The 22549-nt window shown below is 37.1% G+C and carries 17 protein-coding genes; 4 read left to right on the top strand and 13 right to left on the bottom strand.

Annotated elements, in window-relative coordinates; translation table 11 throughout:
* The 11 genes from FXX65_RS08180 to FXX65_RS08130 form a co-directional block, all read right to left on the bottom strand.
* Complete coding sequence (locus FXX65_RS08180; protein WP_147614079.1) at positions 1–804, bottom strand: hypothetical protein; 804 nt, start codon at positions 802–804, stop codon at positions 1–3.
* Complete coding sequence (gene recN, locus FXX65_RS08175) at positions 804–2561, bottom strand: DNA repair protein RecN (RefSeq protein WP_147615870.1); 1758 nt, start codon at positions 2559–2561, stop codon at positions 804–806. Before recN ends, FXX65_RS08180 begins: the two co-directional genes overlap by 1 nt.
* Positions 2554–3396 carry an NAD(+)/NADH kinase gene (locus FXX65_RS08170; RefSeq protein WP_147614077.1) on the bottom strand — a complete coding sequence of 281 codons (843 nt, stop codon included), beginning with the start codon at positions 3394–3396 and terminating at the stop codon, positions 2554–2556. Before FXX65_RS08170 ends, recN begins: the two co-directional genes overlap by 8 nt.
* Positions 3397–3414: 18 nt before the next feature.
* Positions 3415–4491 (bottom strand): DegT/DnrJ/EryC1/StrS family aminotransferase, encoded by a 1077-nt coding sequence (locus FXX65_RS08165; RefSeq protein ID WP_147615869.1) that lies wholly within the window; start codon positions 4489–4491, stop codon positions 3415–3417.
* Between the two features lie 40 nt (positions 4492–4531).
* Positions 4532–5005, bottom strand: coding sequence for a chemotaxis protein CheW (locus tag FXX65_RS08160; protein WP_147615868.1), 474 nt, complete (start codon positions 5003–5005; stop codon positions 4532–4534).
* A 51-nt stretch (positions 5006–5056) separates the two neighbouring features.
* Entirely contained in the window at positions 5057–6346 is a 1290-nt protein-coding gene (locus FXX65_RS08155) for an NAD(P)-dependent oxidoreductase (protein WP_147614074.1), read from the bottom strand.
* A gap of 85 nt (positions 6347–6431) precedes the next feature.
* Positions 6432–7163: a ComF family protein gene (locus tag FXX65_RS08150; protein ID WP_147615867.1), complete on the bottom strand. Its 732-nt coding sequence runs from the start codon at positions 7161–7163 to the stop codon at positions 6432–6434.
* Between the two features lie 152 nt (positions 7164–7315).
* Complete coding sequence (mutS, locus tag FXX65_RS08145; RefSeq protein ID WP_147615866.1) at positions 7316–9976, bottom strand: DNA mismatch repair protein MutS; 2661 nt, start codon at positions 9974–9976, stop codon at positions 7316–7318.
* 6 nt (positions 9977–9982) lie between these two features.
* Positions 9983–10498 (bottom strand): OmpH family outer membrane protein, encoded by a 516-nt coding sequence (locus tag FXX65_RS08140; protein ID WP_147615865.1) that lies wholly within the window; start codon positions 10496–10498, stop codon positions 9983–9985.
* 20 nt (positions 10499–10518) lie between these two features.
* A complete protein-coding gene (gene bamA / locus FXX65_RS08135) occupies positions 10519–12945 on the bottom strand; it encodes an outer membrane protein assembly factor BamA (RefSeq protein WP_147615864.1) in 2427 nt (808 codons plus the stop codon).
* 40 nt (positions 12946–12985) lie between these two features.
* Positions 12986–17416, bottom strand: coding sequence for a translocation/assembly module TamB domain-containing protein (locus FXX65_RS08130; protein ID WP_147615863.1), 4431 nt, complete (start codon positions 17414–17416; stop codon positions 12986–12988).
* Positions 17417–17539: 123 nt separating this feature from the next.
* On the opposite strand from FXX65_RS08130, the gene tmk reads away from it, so the two are divergent.
* The 4 genes from tmk to FXX65_RS08110 all read left to right on the top strand — a co-directional run bounded on the left by tmk (position 17540) and on the right by FXX65_RS08110 (position 21464).
* A complete protein-coding gene (gene tmk, locus FXX65_RS08125) occupies positions 17540–18160 on the top strand; it encodes a dTMP kinase (RefSeq protein ID WP_147615862.1) in 621 nt (206 codons plus the stop codon).
* A 30-nt stretch (positions 18161–18190) separates the two neighbouring features.
* Entirely contained in the window at positions 18191–18808 is a 618-nt protein-coding gene (locus FXX65_RS08120; RefSeq protein ID WP_408057369.1) for a hypothetical protein, read from the top strand.
* Between the two features lie 251 nt (positions 18809–19059).
* Positions 19060–20232, top strand: coding sequence for a 3-dehydroquinate synthase (locus FXX65_RS08115; protein ID WP_147615861.1), 1173 nt, complete (start codon positions 19060–19062; stop codon positions 20230–20232).
* 11 nt (positions 20233–20243) lie between these two features.
* Positions 20244–21464: a cysteine desulfurase family protein gene (locus FXX65_RS08110; RefSeq protein WP_147615860.1), complete on the top strand. Its 1221-nt coding sequence runs from the start codon at positions 20244–20246 to the stop codon at positions 21462–21464.
* Positions 21465–21468: 4 nt separating this feature from the next.
* On the opposite strand, the gene FXX65_RS08105 is transcribed toward FXX65_RS08110, so the two are convergent.
* Together FXX65_RS08105 and FXX65_RS08100 are read right to left on the bottom strand one after the other, a co-directional pair.
* Entirely contained in the window at positions 21469–21879 is a 411-nt protein-coding gene (locus FXX65_RS08105) for a DUF3276 family protein (RefSeq protein ID WP_147615859.1), read from the bottom strand.
* Between the two features lie 67 nt (positions 21880–21946).
* On the bottom strand, positions 21947–22549 hold the full coding sequence (locus FXX65_RS08100; protein ID WP_147615858.1) for a ribonuclease HII: 603 nt from the start codon (positions 22547–22549) through the stop codon (positions 21947–21949).

Raw genomic sequence — 22549 nt, 5'->3', positions numbered from 1 at the left:
CTAACTAGCAATCCCTGCTTTATGATCGGAATCCATCTTTTCTTTCCAAACTATCGCCTTTTTCTTAACATCTTCCGCTTCATCTTTCATATTTATCAAAAGTTGAAGTCTTCGCAAAGCCAAAAGATAATTGATTGCACTACGCATATCGTCAATTCTGTGTGTCGAAAGTTCATATCGATCTCGATATTGAGTTGCCGACTGGTCGAGAAGTCGCAAAATCAATCTTATGTAAAAAACTGTGTTGTCATAATCTGGCGAGTAAGGATCAAAAAAATCTTTGCAGGCCTTTTTTAAATCGAGCAAATTTTTTGCAACCGTGCAAAATCTTCCCTGCAATTCTACAAAAGACCACTTCCATTTTGTATTTTCGCCAAAAGCATCTATTAAAAGCCTTATCGCAAGCCCGAGTTTTTTTACAAGGTAAAAGCGTTTTTCCAGCGGAGTATTTGCAATATCTTCAAGCTTTTCTTCTATTTCTGAAAATTGACAATCTATCGTTCCAGAAACTATATCTTCCAAATAAATTATCGCTTTGTATAAAGCCTTTCTGGCATCGTTTAAGGCATCGTTATTTTTTATAGATAAAAGTTCTTCAGAAAGATTGTTGATGGTTATTAAGGTCGTTGCGACAAAGATTTGATTTTCACAAAGAAAAAGCTTTTTGTATCCAATTCCTGCACCATCTTTTTTGATAAGATTGAGCATATTGTTTTCTTTTTCTAAAATTTCGTCTATTTTGGCTTTGTATGGGGTAATTTTTGAATTAAAAAGTTCTCTATTTTCCGTAGAAATTTTTGCCATCAACTTCCTCCTGATTTAGAAAATTTCAACAGCATCGACCTCGCATGTTCGAGCGATTCTTGACTTACCGTATCACCAGAGAGCATACGCGCAATTTCTTCTACCCTTTGTTCACCTTCAATTTCTTTTACATCAGTTTGAGTAACACTAGAAGAAACCTTCTTAGAAATCTTGAATTGATTATCGGCATAAACGGCAATACTTGCAAGATGCGTGATACATAAAATTTGTCTTTTTTCTGCAAGTTTTTTAAGGTGGTGTCCCACGGAAACTGCAACTTCGCCGCCAATGCCGGTATCTATTTCGTCAAAAACCAAAGTGTCAACCGTGTCGTTTTGAGCCAAAACTGTCTTTATAGAAAGCATCACACGACTTAATTCGCCACCAGAAGCGATTTTTGCAAGGCTTTGAAGCGGATTTCCAGGATTTGCAGCAATTAAAAATTCGATTTCGTCAATCCCATAAGGACCGCAACGCTGTTCTAAATCGCTTCCATTTTTTTCTTTTACTTCAACAGAAAATAAAGTTCCGTTCATTCCCAAAGTTTTTAGATTTTCCATAACTTTTTGGGACATCGACTTAGCATAGATTTTTCTCTCTTGAGAAATTTCTTTTGACATCGAATAAACCTGTTTTTCAAGTTCTGCTATTTCGTTTTTGAGGGAATCTTTATTTTTTTCTCCAACGCTCAATTCGTCGAGTTTTTTTTGTGCATCTTCTGCAAATTTTAAAACTTCCGAGATTGATGAATCCTGAGAAGAAGCATATTTTTTCTTTAAATTGTAAATTAAGGTTTGTCGTTCTTGAACAAAAGCGAGCCTTTCTGGATCAAAGGTTAGTGAACTTTTGTATTTTGAATATTCATCTGCAATATCGCTCAATTCATAAAAAACGCTTTCAAGCCGTGAATCGAGCTGTGAAAGTTCCCTATCAAACGAAGAACAGGCTTGGCAGTATGAACGAATTTTTTTTAGCATTGCAACAACACCATTTCCACTATCGCTTCCTTCAAAAACACTTGAAATTTCTTCCACGTTTGAATAGAGTTTTTCAAACGAAGAAAGTTTTTTCTCTTCTTCGTCTAAATCCTTATCTTCATCTTTTTTTAATTTTGCTTCGCTGATTTCTTTTACAGCAAACGAAAGTAGTTCAATTTTTTGCTCGCGATTTTTATCATCCGTCAACAACTGCAAAAGAGTATTTCGTTTTTCCACCAAAAGTGAATAAAGCGACTTGAATTTTTCAACCTTTTCTTCAAGCCCCGCAAAACTATCCAGAAATTTTCTATGCTCGCCCACCCTCATAAGAGATTGATGTTCATGCTGGCCGTGTATATCGACCAAAAAATTACAAAAAGACGCTAAATCGCTTCTTGTAACAGGGGTTTCTCCTATCCATGCCGCAGATTTTCCGTTATCTCTTAGCGTTCTGCGTATCAAAACTCTATCATCTTCGCATTCAATTCCGTGAACATAAAGCCACTGTGCAGGTGTTTTTATATCTTCTTCATCGATTGCCGATGAATCTACAGGGGAAGAAAGCCCTTTCAAATAAAAAGTTCCGCTGACTTCTGCAAGAGAACAGCCAACTCTAATCTGCTCCACTCCACCTTTTCCGCCTAAAAGAAAAGTCAGCGCACCGATTAAAAGGGATTTTCCAGCACCAGTTTCGCCAGATAAAACCGTAAAGCCTTTTTTAAAATCTATAGCGGCGCTGTCTATCAGCGCAAAATTTTTTATACGCAAATCTTCAAGCATTAGGACCTCCAGACCAATTCAATTTTTGGCGCAAAGAATTATAAAATTTTTCTTGAGTGCAACCGACCAAAAGCGCCTTATCCTTTGCCTGATGAATTTTTATTGTATCTCCAACGTGCAAATCATTGGGAATTTGACCATCGACAGTTATTATCACATCGCTAACTCTACTCGGTAAGATTTTTATAGAAATTTCATTTTCTGGACTCAAAACCAAAGGTCTGCTCGAAAGGCTGAATGGATTTAAAAGCGTAAGACAGATTACATCGACAAAGGGGTCAATTATCGGGCCGCCTGCACTTGCAGAATAAGCGGTAGAACCTGTTGATGTTGAAAAAATTATGCCGTCTGCAACAAAATTTCCTAAAGGCGTTGAACCGTAATTCACTTCAAAATTTATCGTATGTGCAGAATTTTTCGCACTCAAAACAACATCATTCAAACCAGTTGTGGAAAAACATCTTATGCCACCTCTGATTATCTCGCTTTCAATCATACTGCGCCTTACAATTTGCGAGTTCCCTTCCAAAAATTTATGTATTTCTTCTTTCCAACTTTTTTTCTGCACAGAAGCGATAAAGCCAAAGGTGCCAAAATTTATCGGTATTATGGGAATTTTTTCTGGAGCACAACCTCTAGCTGCAAACAAAACCGTACCGTCGCCACCCAAGGTTACAACAAAATCATATCCACTAAAGGGATATTGTTCTGAAAATCCGTTAAATAAAAAAACTTCAGAATGAATGCCACAATCGTTTAAATGCGCTTTTATTTCTGCACCCATCTTTTGCGATTCATCTTTATAAGTGTTAACGATTATCAAACACCTTACCATTTTTATCCTCTTCCGATTTTAAGGTAGGGTTCCTAAAACTTTCGCAATTTTTTTAGCGGATTCCGAACCAAGTCTAGGATAAAGAGGGAATAAAACAGTCCTTAGATTTAGTGAACGCGCAACTTTTAAAGATTGAATTTCTTCTTCACCTAGATGTGCAATTATGCTATCCGAATATGCAAGCTGAATTTCAATATCTTTTTTTGCTGAATACTGCTTTGCATCTTTAAAACTACCGTTCAAAACAACAGGAAAAGACCAGACCGTAAAAGGATTATTTGCCGGTCTATAAAATGTCCTATTTTTCCCACTCATAAGCGAACGCTGAAAAAGAGCAAACAGATTCTTGCGCATTTCTTCGTTTCGAGAAAATTCCTTTAATTGAACCAAAGCCAAAGCAGAATTTATATCCGGGAGAATGTCTGTACGAGGAGCTAAATCTGAATACTTTTTTAAGACAACCCAATTTTTGTGTTCTTTAGAAAGCAAAACAGCACCGCCACCACCCGTAACAGTGTCAAATTCTTCCAATCCCATTATCGCAAAAATTCCAAAAGAACCTGCGATATTTTTATCCGCTTTGGATTGCATTTTTTGCGTTTCGCTTTCTAATTCTTCATCTTTAAAAACTGTCGAACCAAACGAATGCGAAATATCCTCGATTACAGGAATTCCCAATGCGACAATTTCTTCAATCTCATTTAAAATTCCCATCGTTTCGTGCAAAATTAAAAGGCGACCACCGTTGGCAATTCCTTCTTGAACAATTTTTGCATTTAAAACTCCAGTTCCTTCATCAACATCTAAAACCAAAGGCTTATATCCAAACTCTTCTACAGCCGCATATTGCCAAAAAGGTGCAAGCGCACTCAGCATGATAGGAGTCTCTTTTGGCAAATCCAAAGCTTTTAAAGCATAAGACAACGCTATTGAAGGTGTTCTAAATGCAACCGCTCCCGAAAAACCCAAATATTCCTTTAAGGATTGCATAAATCTAAAATTCAACTCGCCTGGACCAATTTTTTCATCTACCAGACAAGTCAAAACCGCATCCATTTCCTTTCTGCGAATTGTAGAACTGAAAGTTTGAATCATTTTTATATTGAAAACCTATACTTTTTTAATATGAAATTTATTATTCTTTGTCAAAAATTTTTTGAAGTTCTTTAGGATTAAACAATCGCCTTATATCCAGCATTATAAGATAATGACCGTCCTGACGAATTACTCCCTGAATATATTCAGTACCAATTCCACTTATCATCTGAGGAGGAGCTTTTACGTCTGCCATATCTATCGTTACAACTCTAGCAATTTTATCAATTATTATACCAATTTTATTTCTGTCTATATTTAAGATGATAAAACCACCTTCACCCTCTTCATCTTCTGTTGATTCCATTTTTTTTATCTGGAAACGCTTATGAAGATTCATTACAGGAATTATTTCGCTTCTGAGGTTAAAAATTCCTTCAACATAGTAAGGTGCATTTGGAATTTGGCGAACATTGCAGACTTTAACAATCTCCTTTACATCCATAATGTTCACTCCATAAAGCTCTTCGCCAAGCTGAAAAGTTACAAGTTGAATTTGATTTCCTTCTGGCATATTTTTACCTCTCTTAGTTGCTAAAAAATTACGGCAAATCTTAGCGAAAAATTAAATTCCCAAAAGTTTGCGCGCTTCTATATAGTCGCTAATTCCTTGAGCGACTTTTTTTGCTTCTTTCATAGCAAGGACTACAGTTGCAGGTTTGTGAACTACGTCTCCACCGGCAAAAACTCCTTTTTTTGTTGTCATACCGTAAGGTTTTTGCTGAGTTACCACATATCCAGATTCATCTGTATCTATACCATTAGTGGATGTAATTACACGAGCTGCAGGTTTTGAGCCAACTGCCAAAAGAATTTTATTTGCAGGAATTACTTTTTCGCCTTCTGGAGTAGAAACTTTTAAACCAGTAACCTTTCCATCTTCACCCAATATTTCCAATGGTACATGTTCCCATTTAAACTCAGCACCATCTTTTACAGCACTTTCGTATTCTGCTTTTGACGCTCGCATAAACTCTATGCTTTTTCTATAGCAGTCTGTAATTTTCTTTGCTTTCATGAGATTTGCAGTTCGGCAGGCATCCATTGCGACGTTTCCAGCTCCAATTACGATAACTTCGTCCCCTTCTTCCACTGGGACTTCATCGCGCCCAACATTGCCATCCAAAAAAAGCCTTGTCATTCTCAAAAGATAACTTGACTGAATTACGCCTTTTAATTTTTCTCCTGGGAGATTAAGCCCCTTTGCTATAGCGGTTCCAGTTCCGATAAAAACTGCATCAAAGCCTTCTTCAAACATTTTATCGATTGTTATATCTTTTCCAACCATTGTGTTGCAGATAAAAGTTACGCCCAAAGCTTCTATATTTTTAACTTCGCGACGAACAACTTCTTTTGGCAGACGGAAATCTGGAATTCCATAGAGTAAAACTCCACCAGGCTCTGCTTCGCCTTCGTAAACAACAACATTATAACCTTTTCTTGCCAAATCGCCTGCAACTGTAAGACCTGCGGGACCAGAACCAATAACTGCAACCTTGCCTTTTGTTTTTGGAACCAGTTTTTCGCTTGAAAGTTGATTTTCAGAATAAAAATCTGCAATAAATCTTTCTATACGACCAATTTTTATGCCCTTTCCTGCTTTTGCCATAACACAATGGCCTTCACATTGATTTTCATGAGGGCAAACCCTTCCACAAATAGCAGGAAGATTGCTTTTTTTAGAGATTATCTTGTAAGCTTCTCCAAAATTTCCCTGTGCTAAAGCCTGATTAAACTGAGGAATTTCATTTTCTATAGGGCAGCCTGCACGGCAAAGTGGTTTTGGACAGTTTAAACAGCGGCGGGCTTCCTCAACTGCCTGCGCTACGGTATAACCTGGAACATCTTCTTGCATAACTTATAGTACCTCACCACTTATTAAATGTTATTATTGTAAACTTCAGATAAGAGTATACAGGCAAATAAAGATAAAATCAAATCTAATCAACAATAAAGACGGTTATGACGAAAACCCATTGAACACCAAATCTTTTAAGTTCTTTTGCACAAGAATCTACAGTGCTCCCTGTTGTCATAACATCGTCCACTAAAACGACAGTTTCTGGAGGATTTGCAAGAATCTTTTTTGTCGCTCGGTCAGTTTTTATACAAAAAGATTTTTGACTCTTTTCGATTCGCTCCTGCCTATTTAATTTTTTCTGCTGATAAGATGAAAGTCTCTGTAAAATTTTATATATTTTCGCACCATAAAGATTCTTAAGATAAAAACACATTTCATCAATTTGATCCCAACCTTTGTATTTTATTTTTTTAGGGCGAGGAGGAACAGGAACTACAGGAAGAATTGGGGAATCTGGCGAGATTGATTTTAATTTTTCAAATACAAGGCTTGCAAACAGGGGTGAAAGCGCTCGTTTTTCTTCGATTTTCCATTCAAAAAGAAGAGATTTTTTCCAAAACCTATAAGAATGAAGAGGAAATGCTTTGTCTGTGCTGAATAAAACCCTTTCGCGCCTGCAAGAAGAACAAATTTCAATTTCGCTCAAGAGTTCTTTTCCGCAAATGCTGCAACGCTCGGTTTGCGCTTGTTGCAAATAAAGTCTTTTTTGGCAAGCCGAACATAGAGGAATTATTCCTGCCTGCATTCCACAACAAAGACATATTTCTCCACCAAAGAAAAACACATGGACTTGCCTTAAAAAAGTGAGCAAACAGAAAAGGATTTTAAAGATTTTTAGTTTTAGTTCCCTAAAAAAATGAATTATCACAATTCATATCTTGTTCCCAAAAACGTTTTTTACTCATTTTTGCGATTTTTTTATGGGAAAAAAATGATTATCGATGATGAAAAATCAATCTAAAATCAGCGTCCTGATAAAGAAGTCTTCCAGCGCGATATAAGTTGCAACGCTTGAATTGGAGTCGTGTTTTCAATATCGCTGGATAAAATTTCGTCTAAAACTAATTCTTCGTCAGAAAAAAGTCCCGGAGCCCTCTGCAAATTCTTGTCAAAATCAAGGGAGTTTTGATTTGTAGAAAGATTCTCATCAACTATAGGCTTTTCTCCAGCCACTTTTTGAAGTTTCTGTAAAATCTCATTTGCACGATGAATAACGTTTTCTGGAACTCCCGCAAGTTTTGCAACATGAAGTCCGTAAGAATTTTCGCTTGCACCTTCTTTTATCTTCCTTAAAAAAATGACTGCCCCGGAATTTTCAGAAACCGCCATACACAAAAGTTTTAATGCAGGATGATTCATTCGCGTCAATTCGTGATAGTGAGTTGCAAAAAGAGTTTTGCATTTTATGTTGTTTAAAAGATATTCGCTTATCGCCCAGGCAATAGAAAGTCCATCTTCTGTAGAAGTTCCTCGCCCTACTTCGTCCATTATGACAAGAGATTTTTTTGTAGCCGTACGCAAGATGTTTGCAGTTTCCGTCATTTCGACCAAAAAAGTAGATTCGCCTCTGGCAAGATTGTCGCTCGCCCCAACCCTACAAAATATTCTATCGACAATTCCTAACTTTGCAGTGGAGGCTGGAACAAAAGAACCGGTCTGGGCAAGAAGAGCAATCAAAGCGTTCTGACGCAAAAATGTGCTTTTTCCTGCCATATTTGGACCTGTTATTAAATCAAAAGAGGTGGAACAGCCTTCATAAAAATCGTCTGGGCAAGATATTGAAATATCGTTTGGAACAAATTCGCCACCTGGCAAATGCAATTCCACAACAGGATGACGGCCATCTTTTATTTCAAAAATAGAAGAATCTTCAACTTCTGGACGAACCCAATTATGCAAAATTGCAGCATGAGCAAGTGAACTTACAACATCTGTATAAGCGATTTCACGGGAAGTCTGCAAAAGATATGGAACAAGCGTTGCAATTTTTGAGCGAACCTCTGTAAATAAATCTCGCTCCAATTCGATTATCATCGTTCCTGCTCTGTTTAGCTCCTGTTCAAGCTCTTGAAGTTTTGCAGTTGTATATCGTTCTGCATTTAAAAGCGAACGCCGCATTATAAAATGCTCTGGAACTTGCTGAAGTTTGCCCTTTGTTATTTCGATGTAATATCCTGAATTATTATTGCTTTTTATGCGGAGATTTGAAATTCCTGTTTTGCTTTTCTCTTCTTCTGCATATTCACAAAGAATTCGGTTAAAATTTCCATTGATTTGTCGCAACCTGTCTAATTCTGAAGACCAACCGTCTTTTATAATCCTTCCTTCTGTTAAAGAAGTTGCAGGATCGTCCAATATTGAAGAATCAATAAGTTTGATTATATCCACGGCGCCATTTGAAGGAGTTAAGGCAAAATCATAATTTTCAAGCAGAGCACGAACACAAAGCCAGCTTTTTAGGCTTGTCTTTAAAGCCTGCAAATCTTTTGCATGAGCCCTTTCCATCGCAATTCTTCCAGCAAGACGCTCAATATCTAAAATAGAAGAAAATTCCTGACGCACACCTTCGCTCAATCTGCGATTTTTTACGAACAGTTCAACGTGTTCCTGCCTTGAATATATTTTTTTTGAATCTGTAAGCGGATAATTCAGCCAGTTTATCAAAAGGCGTTTTCCCATTGCAGTTTGAGTGTGAGAAACGCATTCTAAAAGTGAATATTGAAAAGAGCCGTCGCGCACATTCGATGTTATTTCAAGGTTTCGCCTTGAAGAATCGTCCATCACGACATAGTCACAATCTTTGTAGATTTTTATTTCGCTTACATGAGGAGCAGTTGTCGAAGCGGTTCTCGTTAAATAATCCAAAAGAAAACCTGCGGGAGCAACTTCTGGGCTTTCTTGAGTAAGACCGAATGAGCGCAAATTTTGAGTTTTAAACTGCTTCGTAAGTCTTTTAAAAGACAGAGAAAAATCAAAATTCCAGTCAGGATAATAAGATACCGAAATTCCTTGATTTTGCTCGAGCACCTCACAAATAAGCCGATTCGTTCTAAAAGATTCTGGGAGCAAAATTTCCCGCGGATTTGCCCTTCCAAGTTCTTTTGCAAAATTATCAGCCATAGAAGAAGATTTCCAGCTTGTCGCAAAAAAATCTGCGGTTGTAACATCGATATATGCAAAACCTACTTCGCCATTTTTTTCAAAACAACTTGCAAGATAATTATTTGCACCACCATCAAGATATTCGCTTTCTACGGCAGTTCCAGGAGTGATTACTTCTATAACTTTTCGCTCGGCGAGAGTTTTTCCTTTTACATCGCCAATTTGCTCGCAAATTGCAATTTTTTTACCAAGGCGCAAGAGGCGTGCAATGTAAACCTTTGCAGCATGATAGGGAATGCCACACATAGGCTGCCCGCCCCTGTGCGTTAAGGTAAGATTTAAAAGACGGCTAACTTCCACTGCATCGTCATTAAACATCTCATAAAAATCGCCAAGCCTAAAAAATAAAACCTCGTTTTTGTATTCATCTTTTACAGCCTGATACTGCACCATTAAAGGCGTTAATTGTGAAGATTCCGTACGTTGCTGAATTTTTCCTGCTACGACTTTGTCCTTAGCCATTCAAATTTACATTCCCAGTTCGTTTATCACTTTTTCTGTTATATCGACAGAGGGGCTGTACCAAAGAATTGCGTTCGCTTGCTGCAAACTCAAAATCATAGAAAAGCCTTCATTTTCCGCAACTTTCTCTAAAATTCCGTAAAGTTTTTTATAAAAAGAATCCGAATTCTGCAAATTCTTTTTTAGAGATTCCAATTCTACGTTTTTTGTACTCGTATATTCGGTCAACAAATCTGTCTTTCGAGTTATTTCCGTTTCAAGCCTTTCCGCAGCAGAAGTATTGTTGTTTTTTTGATAGTCAACCTTTTGACTTTTTAAATTTCTAATTTCTTCTGTGCGTCTGTTTATTTCGTTTTGAAATTCTGCTTTTTTCGCCTCGTAATTTCTAACAGGAGAGGAATTACGAAAATACGCCTGATAAACTCTTGCCGTATCGACAACGCCAAATCTAGTTATCTGCTGCGCAAATACTGAAGAAGCAAAAATAAAAATCGCTGCAAAAAAAACGCTTATCTTTTTCATAAGAAAACCTCAATCTAAAATTACTTATTTGTTATATTAAATGAAAGCACGAATTTCCAGTTGTCTTTCCATTGAACTTGATAATCCTCGTCCATGCGGAAAGTATTTGCAAACAAAAGGCGCAAAGGAAATTGCGGAATTGAAAAACGAATGCCAGGTCCTGTACTAAAGTAAAAATCGGTAACAGAAAGTCCATTAAAAAGTGCACTCGGAGATTCTTTTACAACCGCGGCATCTCCAAACCAGTCAAATGCAATTACACCTGGAACTATAGGCATTCTAAGTTCAGCGATATTGCTCCACAACGCTCTTCCTCTGTGCGAATTGTATATATTTGTCCAGCCACGACCGTTAAACATTCCGTCTATGTAAAGCTTGCTGGAATTTCCAACTCCTGTTCCTGGAATAGGAAATTCCAAACTGAGCGAAGAATATGTTGCAAAGACTAACTTCCAATTCCAAGTTTCTGTAACTGGCACATTTATGAGCGTAAAATATTTTTCAAGTTTTGTGTCTGTTCTTAAAAAGAATTCGGTTTCAATTGGTGTAAGTCCGTACCAGGTAAGCCTTTGGCTTGCAAACCAACCTTTTGAAGGATCATAGTTTATGTCGCGGTCATCAACCGAAAATGCTGACCAGAGCGAATTTTGAAATCCCCAAGAATTTGCATAATCGCTTACAGTTGAATCAACAGGAGTAAACTTCGCTTCATCGTAAACATTGTTTAAAAGGCTACCATTTATACCTGCAGAAAGAGAGATTATAGCCCAGACAGGTGTCCATCTTCTTCCCATAGAAAGCCCAAGACTCCAAACCCACTGTTCATAATCCATATAGTATTCGTCTGTAGAATAAGTACCGTCCGAATTAAGCTTTAAGCGAAGCGCACTTTTATTAGAATGAGAAAAACTTGTGCTTACAGAAGTTGAAACAGGCAAGCCCCAAAGCCAATTTTGCCCAAAACTCAAAGAAATAGATTGCTCGTCGGTTGCAATTGTTGAACTTGCACTTATAGTTTTTCCCAGCCCCCTAAAGTTCGAATCCTGCCATTTTACAAAAAGAGCAAACGGCAAATCATCTGGATTTGAAACACCAGAAAAAGTAACACCAAATTCGATCGAAGTTGTAGACTGCTCATCGACAGAAAATACCAGATTAACAAGATTTTCTTCTGAGCCGGGAACTACATCTGGAACTACCGCACTAAAATATTGCAGGTTGTAAAGATTTCGTAATCCAGTTGTAACTTTTGCCTTGGAAAAAATATCTCCAGCTTCTATAGGAATTTCTCGAAGGATTATGTTCTCTTTTGTGCGAGAATTTCCTTTTACAGATATGCTTTCGACATGGCTTCTAACGCTTTCTGTTATATTGAATTGATAAGAGATTACCTTGTTGTCGCTGTCTTTATTTGGAATCGGCTGAAATCTGTTTGATGTATAACCGTTTTCATAGTAAAGGTCTGCAATCGCCATAACGCTTTCTTGATATTTAGTTTGATTAAACACAGCTCCAGTCTTTAATTTAACTTTTGAAGCAAGGGTCTCATTTGAGAAAATGACATTTCCTTTAAATGTCATCCCGCCAAAAGTATATTGGCTTCCTTCTACAACTACAAAAGTTATTGTAAGTTCATCGCGGTTTTTCTTTTCGTTTATTGAAATTTCTTTTGTAACATCAATAACATCCGCATCGATATATCCCAAATCCTGATAGTAAGAAATTATCGCCTGGCGGTCTGCCTCGAGTTCCGACTCCTGAAAAGCACCCTTGCTTATGAGCCCAACTTCTTTTAATTTTAATTTTCCTTTTAAAGTCCTTGAAGAAACTATCTTATTTCCTCTAAAGTCAATTTTTGAAATTACAGTCGAGCGACCTTCTTCAATTTTAAAATTTATTTCTACGCCTTTTGAAGTTTCGTTTTTTGAAGCAACAACCTTGGCATTTGTAAAACCTTTTCCAAGATAAACATCGCGAACAGAACGCTCGTCAATCAACATCTTGCTTTCAACAAAAATATCTTTTTCTTTTAACGAAACCGCTTCTTTAAGTTCTGTCGTTCTTATTTGTCGATTTCCAGAAAAACTTATTTTTGTGATAGTAGGTCGTTCTGTAACCGTAAAAACGATTGAAACTGTGTTACGTTTTTGGTCTCCTGGCAGGGCTTCTGGATTTATCTCTTCAAAAAGGTCAAGCGCATAGATTCTATCAAGCAAATCGCCAAAAACTTCATCAGAAAATCTTCTTCCTATAAAACTTCCCGTTACACCTTCAACTTCTTTAGAATCAACACTCTTTAAATTTTTAAAGGTAATGGATTTTATCAGTTTTCCGTAATACCAACCTGTGTTTTCTATTCCAGTTTCTTGAGCGAAGGTTTGCGAAGGAAGAGCGATAAAAAATCCGGCAAAAACTATTAAAGCAAAACAAAAGCGCCTAAAAGACATACATTCTCCAGTTTATGAACTTTTTGTGTAGTTCTGTATTTTAAAATGAGTGCTTCCAAGAAAGCGTGATAGACGTAGATGGCATCCAGAAACTTTTTTTTATGGCTTCCAAATCTGGAGAAACACCAAGACGGATATTAACATAAGGAGAAGCCATTTCTATTCCGAATTCGGGCTGAAAAACAAGCCCATTCACAGAATCGTTGTCGCCAACCTTTGTTTCGTCGTAATTCCAGTGCATCAAGGCATCCACATAAAGTGCGCTACCGAAGTACTTTCCTACATAAACAGCCGAATTGTCAAAAAAGTTACCAAAAGTAATCTGTTTGTTGCTTGAGTTTCTGTTAAAACTCTGCTTTACAGCATTTTGCAGGATATTTGTTCTGATTGAAAATATATCAAAATTGAGTAGTTCTCGCAACGCATTTTCAACGCTGCGCATAACAGTTGCCTGCATAAGATAATCGCCTCCAGCAACCGCAAGAGAAGCAACATTTTCTGAATCCGCAGAAAGAACGTTTCCCAAAAGTTCCATTATTTGCTTTTCTGAGCGAGCTGGTGTTGAAGAAAACCTTGGATTAAATCGGCTCAACGCTTGAGAATCCGCACTCATTATTATAGTAATTTGATTGTTGTTTTCGTCGCGTTCGCGGGTTTCTGCACGCACAGTTATCTTTGGATCGAAAATTTCTTTGGATTCATTAAAAACAACTTTTCCCTGCTTCATATAAAAGTTTCTGTTGAGCCAAGCGATTTCTCCGCCACGCAAGGTAACTTCGCCTTTTGTCGAAAAATCGCCAGTTCTTGTGTCTATAAAAAGTTGCAAAAAATTATCTGGCGTTATAACTCCACGCAAAAGAGGATTGAATAAAAGTTGAACTCTGTTTTTTACCTGCAAATTAAGGTCAACAAAATATTCAAGCGAAGAAGAAGCTTCTTCATCCATCAAGGAATTTGAAATTTCTATATCTGCATTTTCGCCAGTTATTTTGCCCGTAAAAGAAGCGAGTTCTGGAGTTACACGAATCAAAAAATTTTCAAAACCTGCATATCCTTTATAGCGCACAAGAGGAAGTAAAATATCAACAGGAATAAAATCTCCTTGTTTTGTTTCTATAGGGCAGTCAAGATAAGAAATTCCCCAACGGTCAAATTCAATATCAAGGCCTACACTCACGGGTTCATTACCCAAACTAAACTGCGTCGGCTTTACGATAAAATGATTTTGTCCTGCCGTTGCAAAGAGTTTTTCGGTTTTAAATATTTTTTTAGAAACATAAGGAACATAAAATTCCGGCTTTGTTATAGTAACAGCCCCTGTGTATTCTGGGTCTGTCGTGAGTCCTGTAAGCCTAACCGCACCAGAGAGAGTACCGCCTGTAAAGTTTACATAAGGAATGCTAATAGTTTGAGAAAGCTTTTTTAAATCTGAACGTATATTTTTTATGCTCAAATCCAAATTATTGCTAACTACAGAACCCGTCATATCAAACCCAATCGGAGAAATTTCCCCAGATTTTGCGCTTATAAGACCTTCGTTTGTTATAGAAGCAACAATTCCTTTTCCTTGCTCAGAAACAATATTAAAGCCGTTTTTATCTTTTGTTAGAATTAAATCTAATTTTGCGACCGTCGGAAAGAGAGTTCCAGTCATTTTGTCAGAAGTAAGCATTACATAAAAATTTTCATAAGGATTTTTATCTGGCGAAAGGCTTGCAACCTGCGATTTTAGAGGAATATTAAAATCCAAATCCGCAAATTCACCCAAAAGGCATGCAGAAATTTCACCTGTATACGTTTTTGGCTCAAAAATTGCAAAAAAATCAGAGATTTTAAAACTTGCCCACGAGGCTGTAAAATCAGAAACCGTCAAAGAGGAGTCGTCATATAAAGCGTTTAGAGAAAAAGTTGCAGGATATCCTGCAAAATTTACAGAAGAACGAGCAACATTTAAAGTTAAAAAAGGGTTTATCAAAGTCCCAGAAAGAGAAAATTCTGCATTTAAAGTGTTGTCGGAATTCTGGTCGCTTAAAAGCCTAGAAGCAGGAAAAGATTTTAGAAAGCCTTGAGATGATATATAAAAATCATTTTTTAAATTTTCAAGCGAAAACGATTTTTTCTCTGGATTTTTTAACTGCACATTCAAATTTACAGCTTCGCTCGTGACAAGACTTTTTGCAGTCAAATCTAAAATTATAGAATCAAAAATTCCGTCGTTAAAACTCCAAACAACATTCATCTTTCCGTCTAAGGCAGAAGAGGTGTCGGAATAAGCGAGGGAATTCATTACAAAACCATAACGATTTGCCGAGCCTGTAAAGACAAGATGAGGTTTTATCCTCAAACTTGAAACGGCTTCTTCAATATCGAAACGATTTATTTCAACAGAAAACCCTGAATTTTTCGAATAGGAAAACGATGCCACGGCCGAAGAAGAAAAAAGATGATTCCCAGCGTAAAAAGGAAACGAAGCAAATTCAATGGAGCCAGAAATCAGTTTTTCAAACGAAATCGCAGTGGAAAAATTGTAATCGCCTGAAACACTCAAAAAGGATGATGTATACGAGCCTGAAAAATTATACGGCAAAGAATTAAGGGTAAGCTGAGTAAAGAAGTTAAAATCTTCAAATCCATTCAAAAAATCTATACCCAAAGAAGCATTTGCAGTCTGCTCGCCGTATTGAAGGTTTAAACTGCTCATATTTAAGGTATCCTTAGAACCGTCAAGCGAAAAAGTTAAAAACTCGCGCTCATTTTTTGTATTTGCGAGGATGAAGTAAGGCGAATTGAATGAGAAACTCTTAAAATCTGTAGTAAAATAAATTTCATCGGAAAAAATATAGTTTTCAACACTCTGCGCTGCATCTTTTAATTTTTGAGAAGTTTCTTTTGGCAAAAAAAAGGCTATATTTTTTAGCACGCTGTCCAAAAAAACATCGGAAGCAACCAGCGACGCTTGCACAACGGAATTTGCCTCGTTTAGATAACTACCTTCAATTTTCACATGAGCACTGGAGTCGTAATCTGAATGCGAATAATCATCAAATTCAAAACTAAAATCGACGGAATTTCCAGAAGGCAAAATTTTAAAATCCAAGGCTGTAAGTGTCTGATTGTCCATAAAAAGTTGCGGAGCAAAGCACATAAAGCCATTTTTATAAGGTTCAATGTAAATTTCAGTTTGCATTATGCCACCATTGTTTAGGGCAAAACGATTAAGAGTAAAAACGCCTGTTGGCTGCTTTGTTTTTATGTCATAAGAGCCAGAAAAATCCATTGAAAGATTTTCGCCTTCGGCTGTAAAATGTCTTGCGAAAATGGTTTGATTTTTGGAAAAAAAGTCGTAATCAAATTTTACTTCGCTACCAAGAATTTTCTTTGGAAGCGAGCATTGCCCTTCAAAAGAAAAATTTAATTTTTCGAAAAATTCATCCACACCATAAAAAGAAGAAGATGCATTCACAGTTCCCGAAAAATTTATCTTTTCAAATTTTTCATACAGAGGATTTTTTTTTCGCATCTTAACCAATTTTAACGGCTCAAATTTTTTTGCAGAACCTTCAAGACTTATCTGTTGATTTTTTAAATTAGCCTCGCACAAAAGCGCATACGGCAACGATGTTCTCATCGTTCGCAATGAAACATTTGAATCTGAATATTTTATAAGGAAATCCAATTTTCCTAAGGTAAAATCCGCTTGGCTTATTTCTCCAAATTTTACCATAAATGAACTGCCTTCCCAGTCGTTAAAAATCGTTCCTGAAAAATCAAATCCAAAGGCGACCAAAAATCGATAATCTCCAGTTTTTAAGTAATCGGTTCTAAAATCAATTCTTCCAGAAGTTTTTATGACAAACGAATCAGAAGAAGAATTTTTTAAAAGCAAAATATTTTTTACAACAAGGATAAAATCGTTTTTTAAATCGTTGTAATGAAACCTTATGTTTCGAAATTGAATATCAAAGGGAATGTTCAATTTTGTTTCAGCAAGATTAAAACTTTTGCTCCTTTTAGAGCCTTCTGCATCCCTATCATTTTTTTTTGCTTGGGAATCGCCTATAAAAAAATTTTTTATATTTTCAAACGAAGAATTGCTTTCAATCGTATCAAATTCAACAGTAACACCATCCAAAACAAGTTTTTTTATCCCTTGAATTGCGTTTTCAGAAAAAAAATCACTTATTTTATACGAAAAAGTTGCTCGCTCAACCTTTAAAAGTTGTTTTTTGCTTTTTGAGTCGCTTACAGTTATGCCTTTTATGTTTATTCCAGCAAGTACAGAAGGCGAAAGCGACTCGTATGCAATGCTGATTCCTATCGTTTCGTTAATCGCTTTTACTTTTTTTTGGAGTTCGAAAGACAGAAAATCGCTCATCCTTATATAAACAGGACGAATTAGAGCAAAAACTCCTATCACAAGAAAGAGAAAAATAAGGCTACCAAGGCTTGTCTTTAATATTTTAGTTTTCATCTTACTTGAACTGTACAAGTTTTAACGGCAAAATAAGTTTCGATAAAAAATCATAACTGACCAATTTCTTTTGATTTTATCTTATTTTAAAAACAAATAACAGGATTTTTGAGGGGATATAATATGATATTAAAAAACTTTGTAGTCTTTGAAGGCATAGACGGCTCTGGAACTTCCACCCAAATTGAACTCTTAAAAAAAAGAAAAGAATCAGAAAGATTTTTCTTTACCGCAGAACCAACTTCGCTCCCTACTGGAAAATTTTTGCGTTCAATTTTAAAGGGAGAATTTGAATTGTCCCCAATAACAACAGCCTATCTGTTTGCAGCAGACAGAGCAGAACATCTTTATTCAAAAAATCCACAAAATCTTGGAATCAAAGCTCTCTGCCAAAACGGAAAAATCGTAATAAGCGACAGGTATGCATTTTCAAGCCTTGCATATCAAAGCGTCAGCACGGGAGAAGACTTGCCCAAATTGCTCAATTCAACTTTTCCACTGCCAGAGCTTCTTTTTTTCTTTAAAATAGACCCAAAAATAAGTTTGCAAAGGGTCGATTCCAGAGGTCAGCGCGAAATCTACGAAAAAGCAGATTTTTTAGAAAAGACAGAAGAACGCTATCAAAACCTTGTAGACGAATACACAAAAAAAGAACCCGGGATGAAAATCATAACTCTCGATGCGACAAAATCAAAAGACAAGGTTGAAAAAGACATCTGGAACTCGCTTTCGACTTTGCTTTAAACTTTTATTTTTCAAGCCGATAATCTAAGCGTGAAAAGATTTTTTCTTCGCTCCTTATTTTTTTTAATTCTCTTAAACCTCGCAACACAAAACGGATTTTCTTACATGGTAAAGTACAAGGAAGATTACTACAAACTCTTCCATGTTCACTATCAGCAATATCCAGACGACGTTATGGAAAACATATACTGGCTTGAACAGGCAGTAAAGGCGGACTTTTGCAATCCACTGTACACGGGAGTCAAAATTGAAGACGAAAAAGATTGGGAAAAATACCGCTACCTTTTTATGATGCACATAAATTTAAAACTTATAGAACAGCACCTGCGGCTTGGGCGGACCTACGACCACAAAGTCGCAAAATTTTACGATGCACCGTGGAAAGATTTATACATAGAAAACCTAAAAAAGACCTTATCTTGCTACGAAGCAGGGCTCTACTACTGGCAAGAAGCAAAACTTTGGGCAGAAAAGGCGAATGTTCCGCGCTTTCAATTTTTAACGCTCCAAGATATTCAAAATTGGGAAGACGAGCGGGAGCGAATCTTTACAGGCAAACTCAACTATCAAAAAATCCTGAACCGCGAAATTTCAAGAGTAAAAAAAGTTATAGCAGATTTTGAAGCGATGACGAGCGATACCTATTAAAATTTGGGCGGCTTTTTGCTCCAATTTGTTTCGCAAAAACCGGGCTATTCGCACTTCGCCGTCTTACGCGGCTCATCCCTCGCTTCGCGGGGGACTGCGGTGCTACTATCCCTTGCCGCTGTAAGCTCGCAGGTACGTAACGGGGCTACAAGTAGACCCTACCGCTGTAAGCTCGCAGGCGGGGCAATATTGCAAGTCAAAATTTTCACCTATCTTTAAAGAAAAACACTTTTTCGCTAAAATGCACAATCATGCAATTTGAAGAAAAAGATATATCTTATCCTCCTGTTCATCCTGGAACAGACAGAACTTTTATCCGTTTTTATAGCGGCTGTCCAGACTTAAACTCAATTTACTACAACGAAGATTCTCAAAATCAACCTAAACGAATCTTTGTAACAGATACAAATGTTGCTTCAATTCCTGCAATAAAACCCTTTATAGAAAACTTTCGAGCAGAAAATTATGCAATTCCAAAGATTCAAGCAGGTCTAATCGCCAAAAGAGGCAAAGACGTTCTTTTAGTTATTGGCAGTGGCGAAACATTTAAAACCATAGAAAACGTGCTTTCAATCTGCAAGGCTGCAATAGATTCAAATGCAGAACGCTCGGCCATTTTTGTTGGAATTGGCGGAGGCGTTATAACAGACTTAACTGCCTTTGCTGCTTCAATCTTTAAAAGAGGCGCAAGGTGCGAGCTCATTCCAACAACCCTGCTTTCAATGGTTGACGCTGCCATTGGCGGAAAAACCGGTTGCGATTTTGACGATTACAAAAACATGATAGGTTCGTTTTTCCCTGCGCAAAAAATTCACATAATTCCATCGTTCATACAAAGTCTTCCTCAAAACGAATACAGGAGTGGTCTTGCAGAAGTTGTAAAAACTGCAATGCTTTATTCATCGCCACTTTTTGAAAAACTCTGTGCAAATCCAAAAATTTTAACAGAAAGAAATTCCACTTTGGTCGAAGAAATGATAAAAATCTGCGTAAACGCAAAAGCAAAAGTTGTAGAACAGGATTTAACAGAAAAAAACATACGCATGCATCTAAACCTCGGGCACACCTTTGGTCATGCACTCGAAAGCCGCGCAGGTCTTGGTGTTATAACACACGGCGATGCAGTTGCTTGGGGAATTGTTCGTGCAGCGGAGCTTTCAAATCGGCTTGGAATCTGCAATCACGATTATTTAGAAAAAGTCCGGAATGCAATCTCGCTTTTTGGCTGGGAAACTAGCGCTATCCATCCTGTTTTAAAAGGAAAATTTGCAAACGATGACGATTTAGCACATTCTCTTTTAGATGCGATGAAAAAAGACAAAAAAAATTCATCATCAAAAATCAAATTCGTGCTTCAAAGCGATATAGAAAACACTCTTGTTACAGAAGTTGAAGACAAGAATATTTTAGAAGTTCTAAAATAAAACGGATACAAATGGATACTTCTAAATATTTTGACTGGGCTGCAACTTCTCCCTGCGACAAAGAAATTTTAAAAGACTCTTTTGAAAAATCCCTCGAATTTTATGCAAATCCTTCTGCGCTCCACAGCGAAGGTCAAAAAGCAAGAGAGGTTTTTGAACAGGCAAGAACCCTCTGTGCAAAAAGCCTTGGTGTAAAACCAGAAGAAGTTTTTTTTACAAGTGGAGGAACCGAAAGCGACCATATCCCCTTGCTCTCGCTTTTAAACAGAGAAGCGGATTCGCAAGGCTTTCGAGGTGAAATAATCATCAGTGCAATAGAGCATCCAGCCCTTAGAGAAGAATGCGAACTTTTAAAAAAGCAGGGATTTTCTGTCATAAACGTAAATCCGGACAAAAGGGGTTTTATTTCAGCACAACAAATCGCATCCAAAATAAATTCAAAAACTCTCTACATCTGCGTCATGGCGATCAATAACGAAACTGGCTGCATCCAACCGATCTACGAAATTGCAGATAAGATAAGCGAAGTTTCAAAGGGAAAAAGGCGGCCACATTTTCATGTTGATGCAGTTCAAGCAGCAGGAAAAATCCCTCTGGATTTAAGCTATCCCGGAATCGACAGTGCAGCATTAAGCGCACATAAAATTGGAGGTCCTCGCGGAATCGGGGTTCTGGTTTTGAAAAAAAATATAAAACCTTTTTTAACAGGTGGCGGTCAAGAAAAAAATATCCGTTCAGGAACAGAAAATCTCTTTGGCGCAATAGCGTTTTCAAAATGCTTGGAAAAATATTATATACAAGGCGAAGGTCAAATTGCTCCAAAGGATAAAACCTACGAAGAAAAAATTGCACTATTAAAAAAACAGGAAGAAAATACGATTTTTTTTATAGATGAACTATCGAAAATTCAAAACTGCACCATAGTTCCTGCACTAAGAGCAGACTCCTCTCTTGAAATTCAAAAACGATTCAGCCCGTATGTAATTCAAGCGTCGTTTAAAGGGATTCCAGGCAAAGTGATGTTGAGAGCGTTGGACGCAAAAGGCTACAGCATCTCTACAGGGAGTGCCTGCTCTGCAAAAAAACAGAATCGTCCTGTTCTGGCTGCAATGAACGCAAGCCAAGAAATTCAAGACACCGCAGTAAGATTCAGTTTTGGGCATCTTACAAACAAGAGCGATATAGAGGGACTTTTGAATGCCATAAAAGAAATTTGCAAGGATTTTTTCTAAAAAACTATTCTTCGGCTGGAGTTTCAATCTTCGATTTTATGTGAATAACTTTTCCAGTGCGTTTTATTCCATCTGGAAGTCGTTTGTCGTCGTCGGTTTTTCTTCTATAAACTTTTTTCTGCGATTTTGCACCGTATTTTTCTGCTTTTATCGCTTTTTTTTCTGAACGAGTTTTTTTTCTATTTTTTTGCTCTTTGTCGATATATTTGAGCGCCTCATCAAGTCCGCCTAAAACTTTTTGCATATCTTCTTGAAAAATAGAAATCTGATGCCGGTCAAAATCAGAACCATCGCCTTTTTTGCTTTCGACAATCTGAAGGAAAATATCTCCATTTCGGTTTTCCTTTACGTTAAAAAAATAAGAACGATTGTCCAAGACAACTTCTGTCGTATAAAGTTCACCGCGAATACCCATGATTTTCCTTCCTTAAAAAAATGTCTTCACAATATATTTTTTTTTCTGAATATAATCAAGCAAAAACTCAATAATTAAACGAAAGCCTTTGGATTGGGCTTGGTCCGATTTTTCTGCAAATCTCTCTGTGATATGCAGTGGGATAGCCTTTGTGCTTTGCATAGCCATATTGAGAATAGATTTTATCGTATTCAACCATTATCCTGTCGCGCTGAACCTTTGCAAGAATCGAAGCCGCCATAACTTGAGGATATTTACAGTCCGCTTTTGGTTCTGCGACGCAAGGATAAGAAATTTCAGGACAAAAATTTCCGTCTACAATCGCATTTATAAGCAAAGGAGTTTCCGTTCCTAAAGGAATTAAAATGCCGTTCTTTTCTGCCCACTCTGGCAATTTTTTGCACATCTGTTCAAAAGCATTTTTCATAGCCAAGAGACTCGCTTGCAAGATGTTGATTCTATCGATAACATCGTTTTCTACAAGTGCAACCGCCCAGCACGATTTTTCTTTTATTACGCGTTCTGCCTGCAACCGTTTTTTTTCTGAAAGTTTTTTTGAATCATTTAAAATCTCAAAAGGAAAATCCTCTGGTAAGATTACTGCTCCTGCTGCAACAGGTCCTGCCAAAGGCCCACGACCTGCTTCATCTAAGCCACAGACAAAAGTCAT

The sequence above is a fragment of the Treponema pectinovorum genome (assembly GCF_900497595.1).
GTDB classification, from domain to species: domain Bacteria; phylum Spirochaetota; class Spirochaetia; order Treponematales; family Treponemataceae; genus Treponema_D; species Treponema_D pectinovorum.
Note: the sequence above shows the minus strand (reverse complement) of the source record. Positions and strands in the feature narration are given on the sequence as shown.

Bases quoted from the DNA above. Each gene is read 5' to 3' on its own strand.
- FXX65_RS08180 (WP_147614079.1), bottom strand. From the start codon at position 804: ATGGCAAAAATTTCTACGGAAAATAGAGAACTTTTTAATTCAAAAATT.
- recN (WP_147615870.1), bottom strand. From the start codon at position 2,561: ATGCTTGAAGATTTGCGTATAAAAAATTTTGCGCTGATAGACAGCGCC.
- FXX65_RS08170 (WP_147614077.1), bottom strand. From the start codon at position 3,396: ATGGTAAGGTGTTTGATAATCGTTAACACTTATAAAGATGAATCGCAA.
- FXX65_RS08165 (WP_147615869.1), bottom strand. From the start codon at position 4,491: ATGATTCAAACTTTCAGTTCTACAATTCGCAGAAAGGAAATGGATGCG.
- FXX65_RS08160 (WP_147615868.1), bottom strand. From the start codon at position 5,005: ATGCCAGAAGGAAATCAAATTCAACTTGTAACTTTTCAGCTTGGCGAA.
- FXX65_RS08155 (WP_147614074.1), bottom strand. From the start codon at position 6,346: ATGCAAGAAGATGTTCCAGGTTATACCGTAGCGCAGGCAGTTGAGGAA.
- mutS (WP_147615866.1), bottom strand. From the start codon at position 9,976: ATGGCTAAGGACAAAGTCGTAGCAGGAAAAATTCAGCAACGTACGGAA.
- FXX65_RS08140 (WP_147615865.1), bottom strand. From the start codon at position 10,498: ATGAAAAAGATAAGCGTTTTTTTTGCAGCGATTTTTATTTTTGCTTCT.
- bamA (WP_147615864.1), bottom strand. From the start codon at position 12,945: ATGTCTTTTAGGCGCTTTTGTTTTGCTTTAATAGTTTTTGCCGGATTT.
- FXX65_RS08130 (WP_147615863.1), bottom strand. From the start codon at position 17,416: ATGAAAACTAAAATATTAAAGACAAGCCTTGGTAGCCTTATTTTTCTC.
- tmk (WP_147615862.1), top strand. From the start codon at position 17,540: ATGATATTAAAAAACTTTGTAGTCTTTGAAGGCATAGACGGCTCTGGA.
- FXX65_RS08115 (WP_147615861.1), top strand. From the start codon at position 19,060: ATGCAATTTGAAGAAAAAGATATATCTTATCCTCCTGTTCATCCTGGA.
- FXX65_RS08110 (WP_147615860.1), top strand. From the start codon at position 20,244: ATGGATACTTCTAAATATTTTGACTGGGCTGCAACTTCTCCCTGCGAC.
- FXX65_RS08105 (WP_147615859.1), bottom strand. From the start codon at position 21,879: ATGGGTATTCGCGGTGAACTTTATACGACAGAAGTTGTCTTGGACAAT.
- FXX65_RS08100 (WP_147615858.1), bottom strand. From the start codon at position 22,549: ATGACTTTTGTCTGTGGCTTAGATGAAGCAGGTCGTGGGCCTTTGGCA.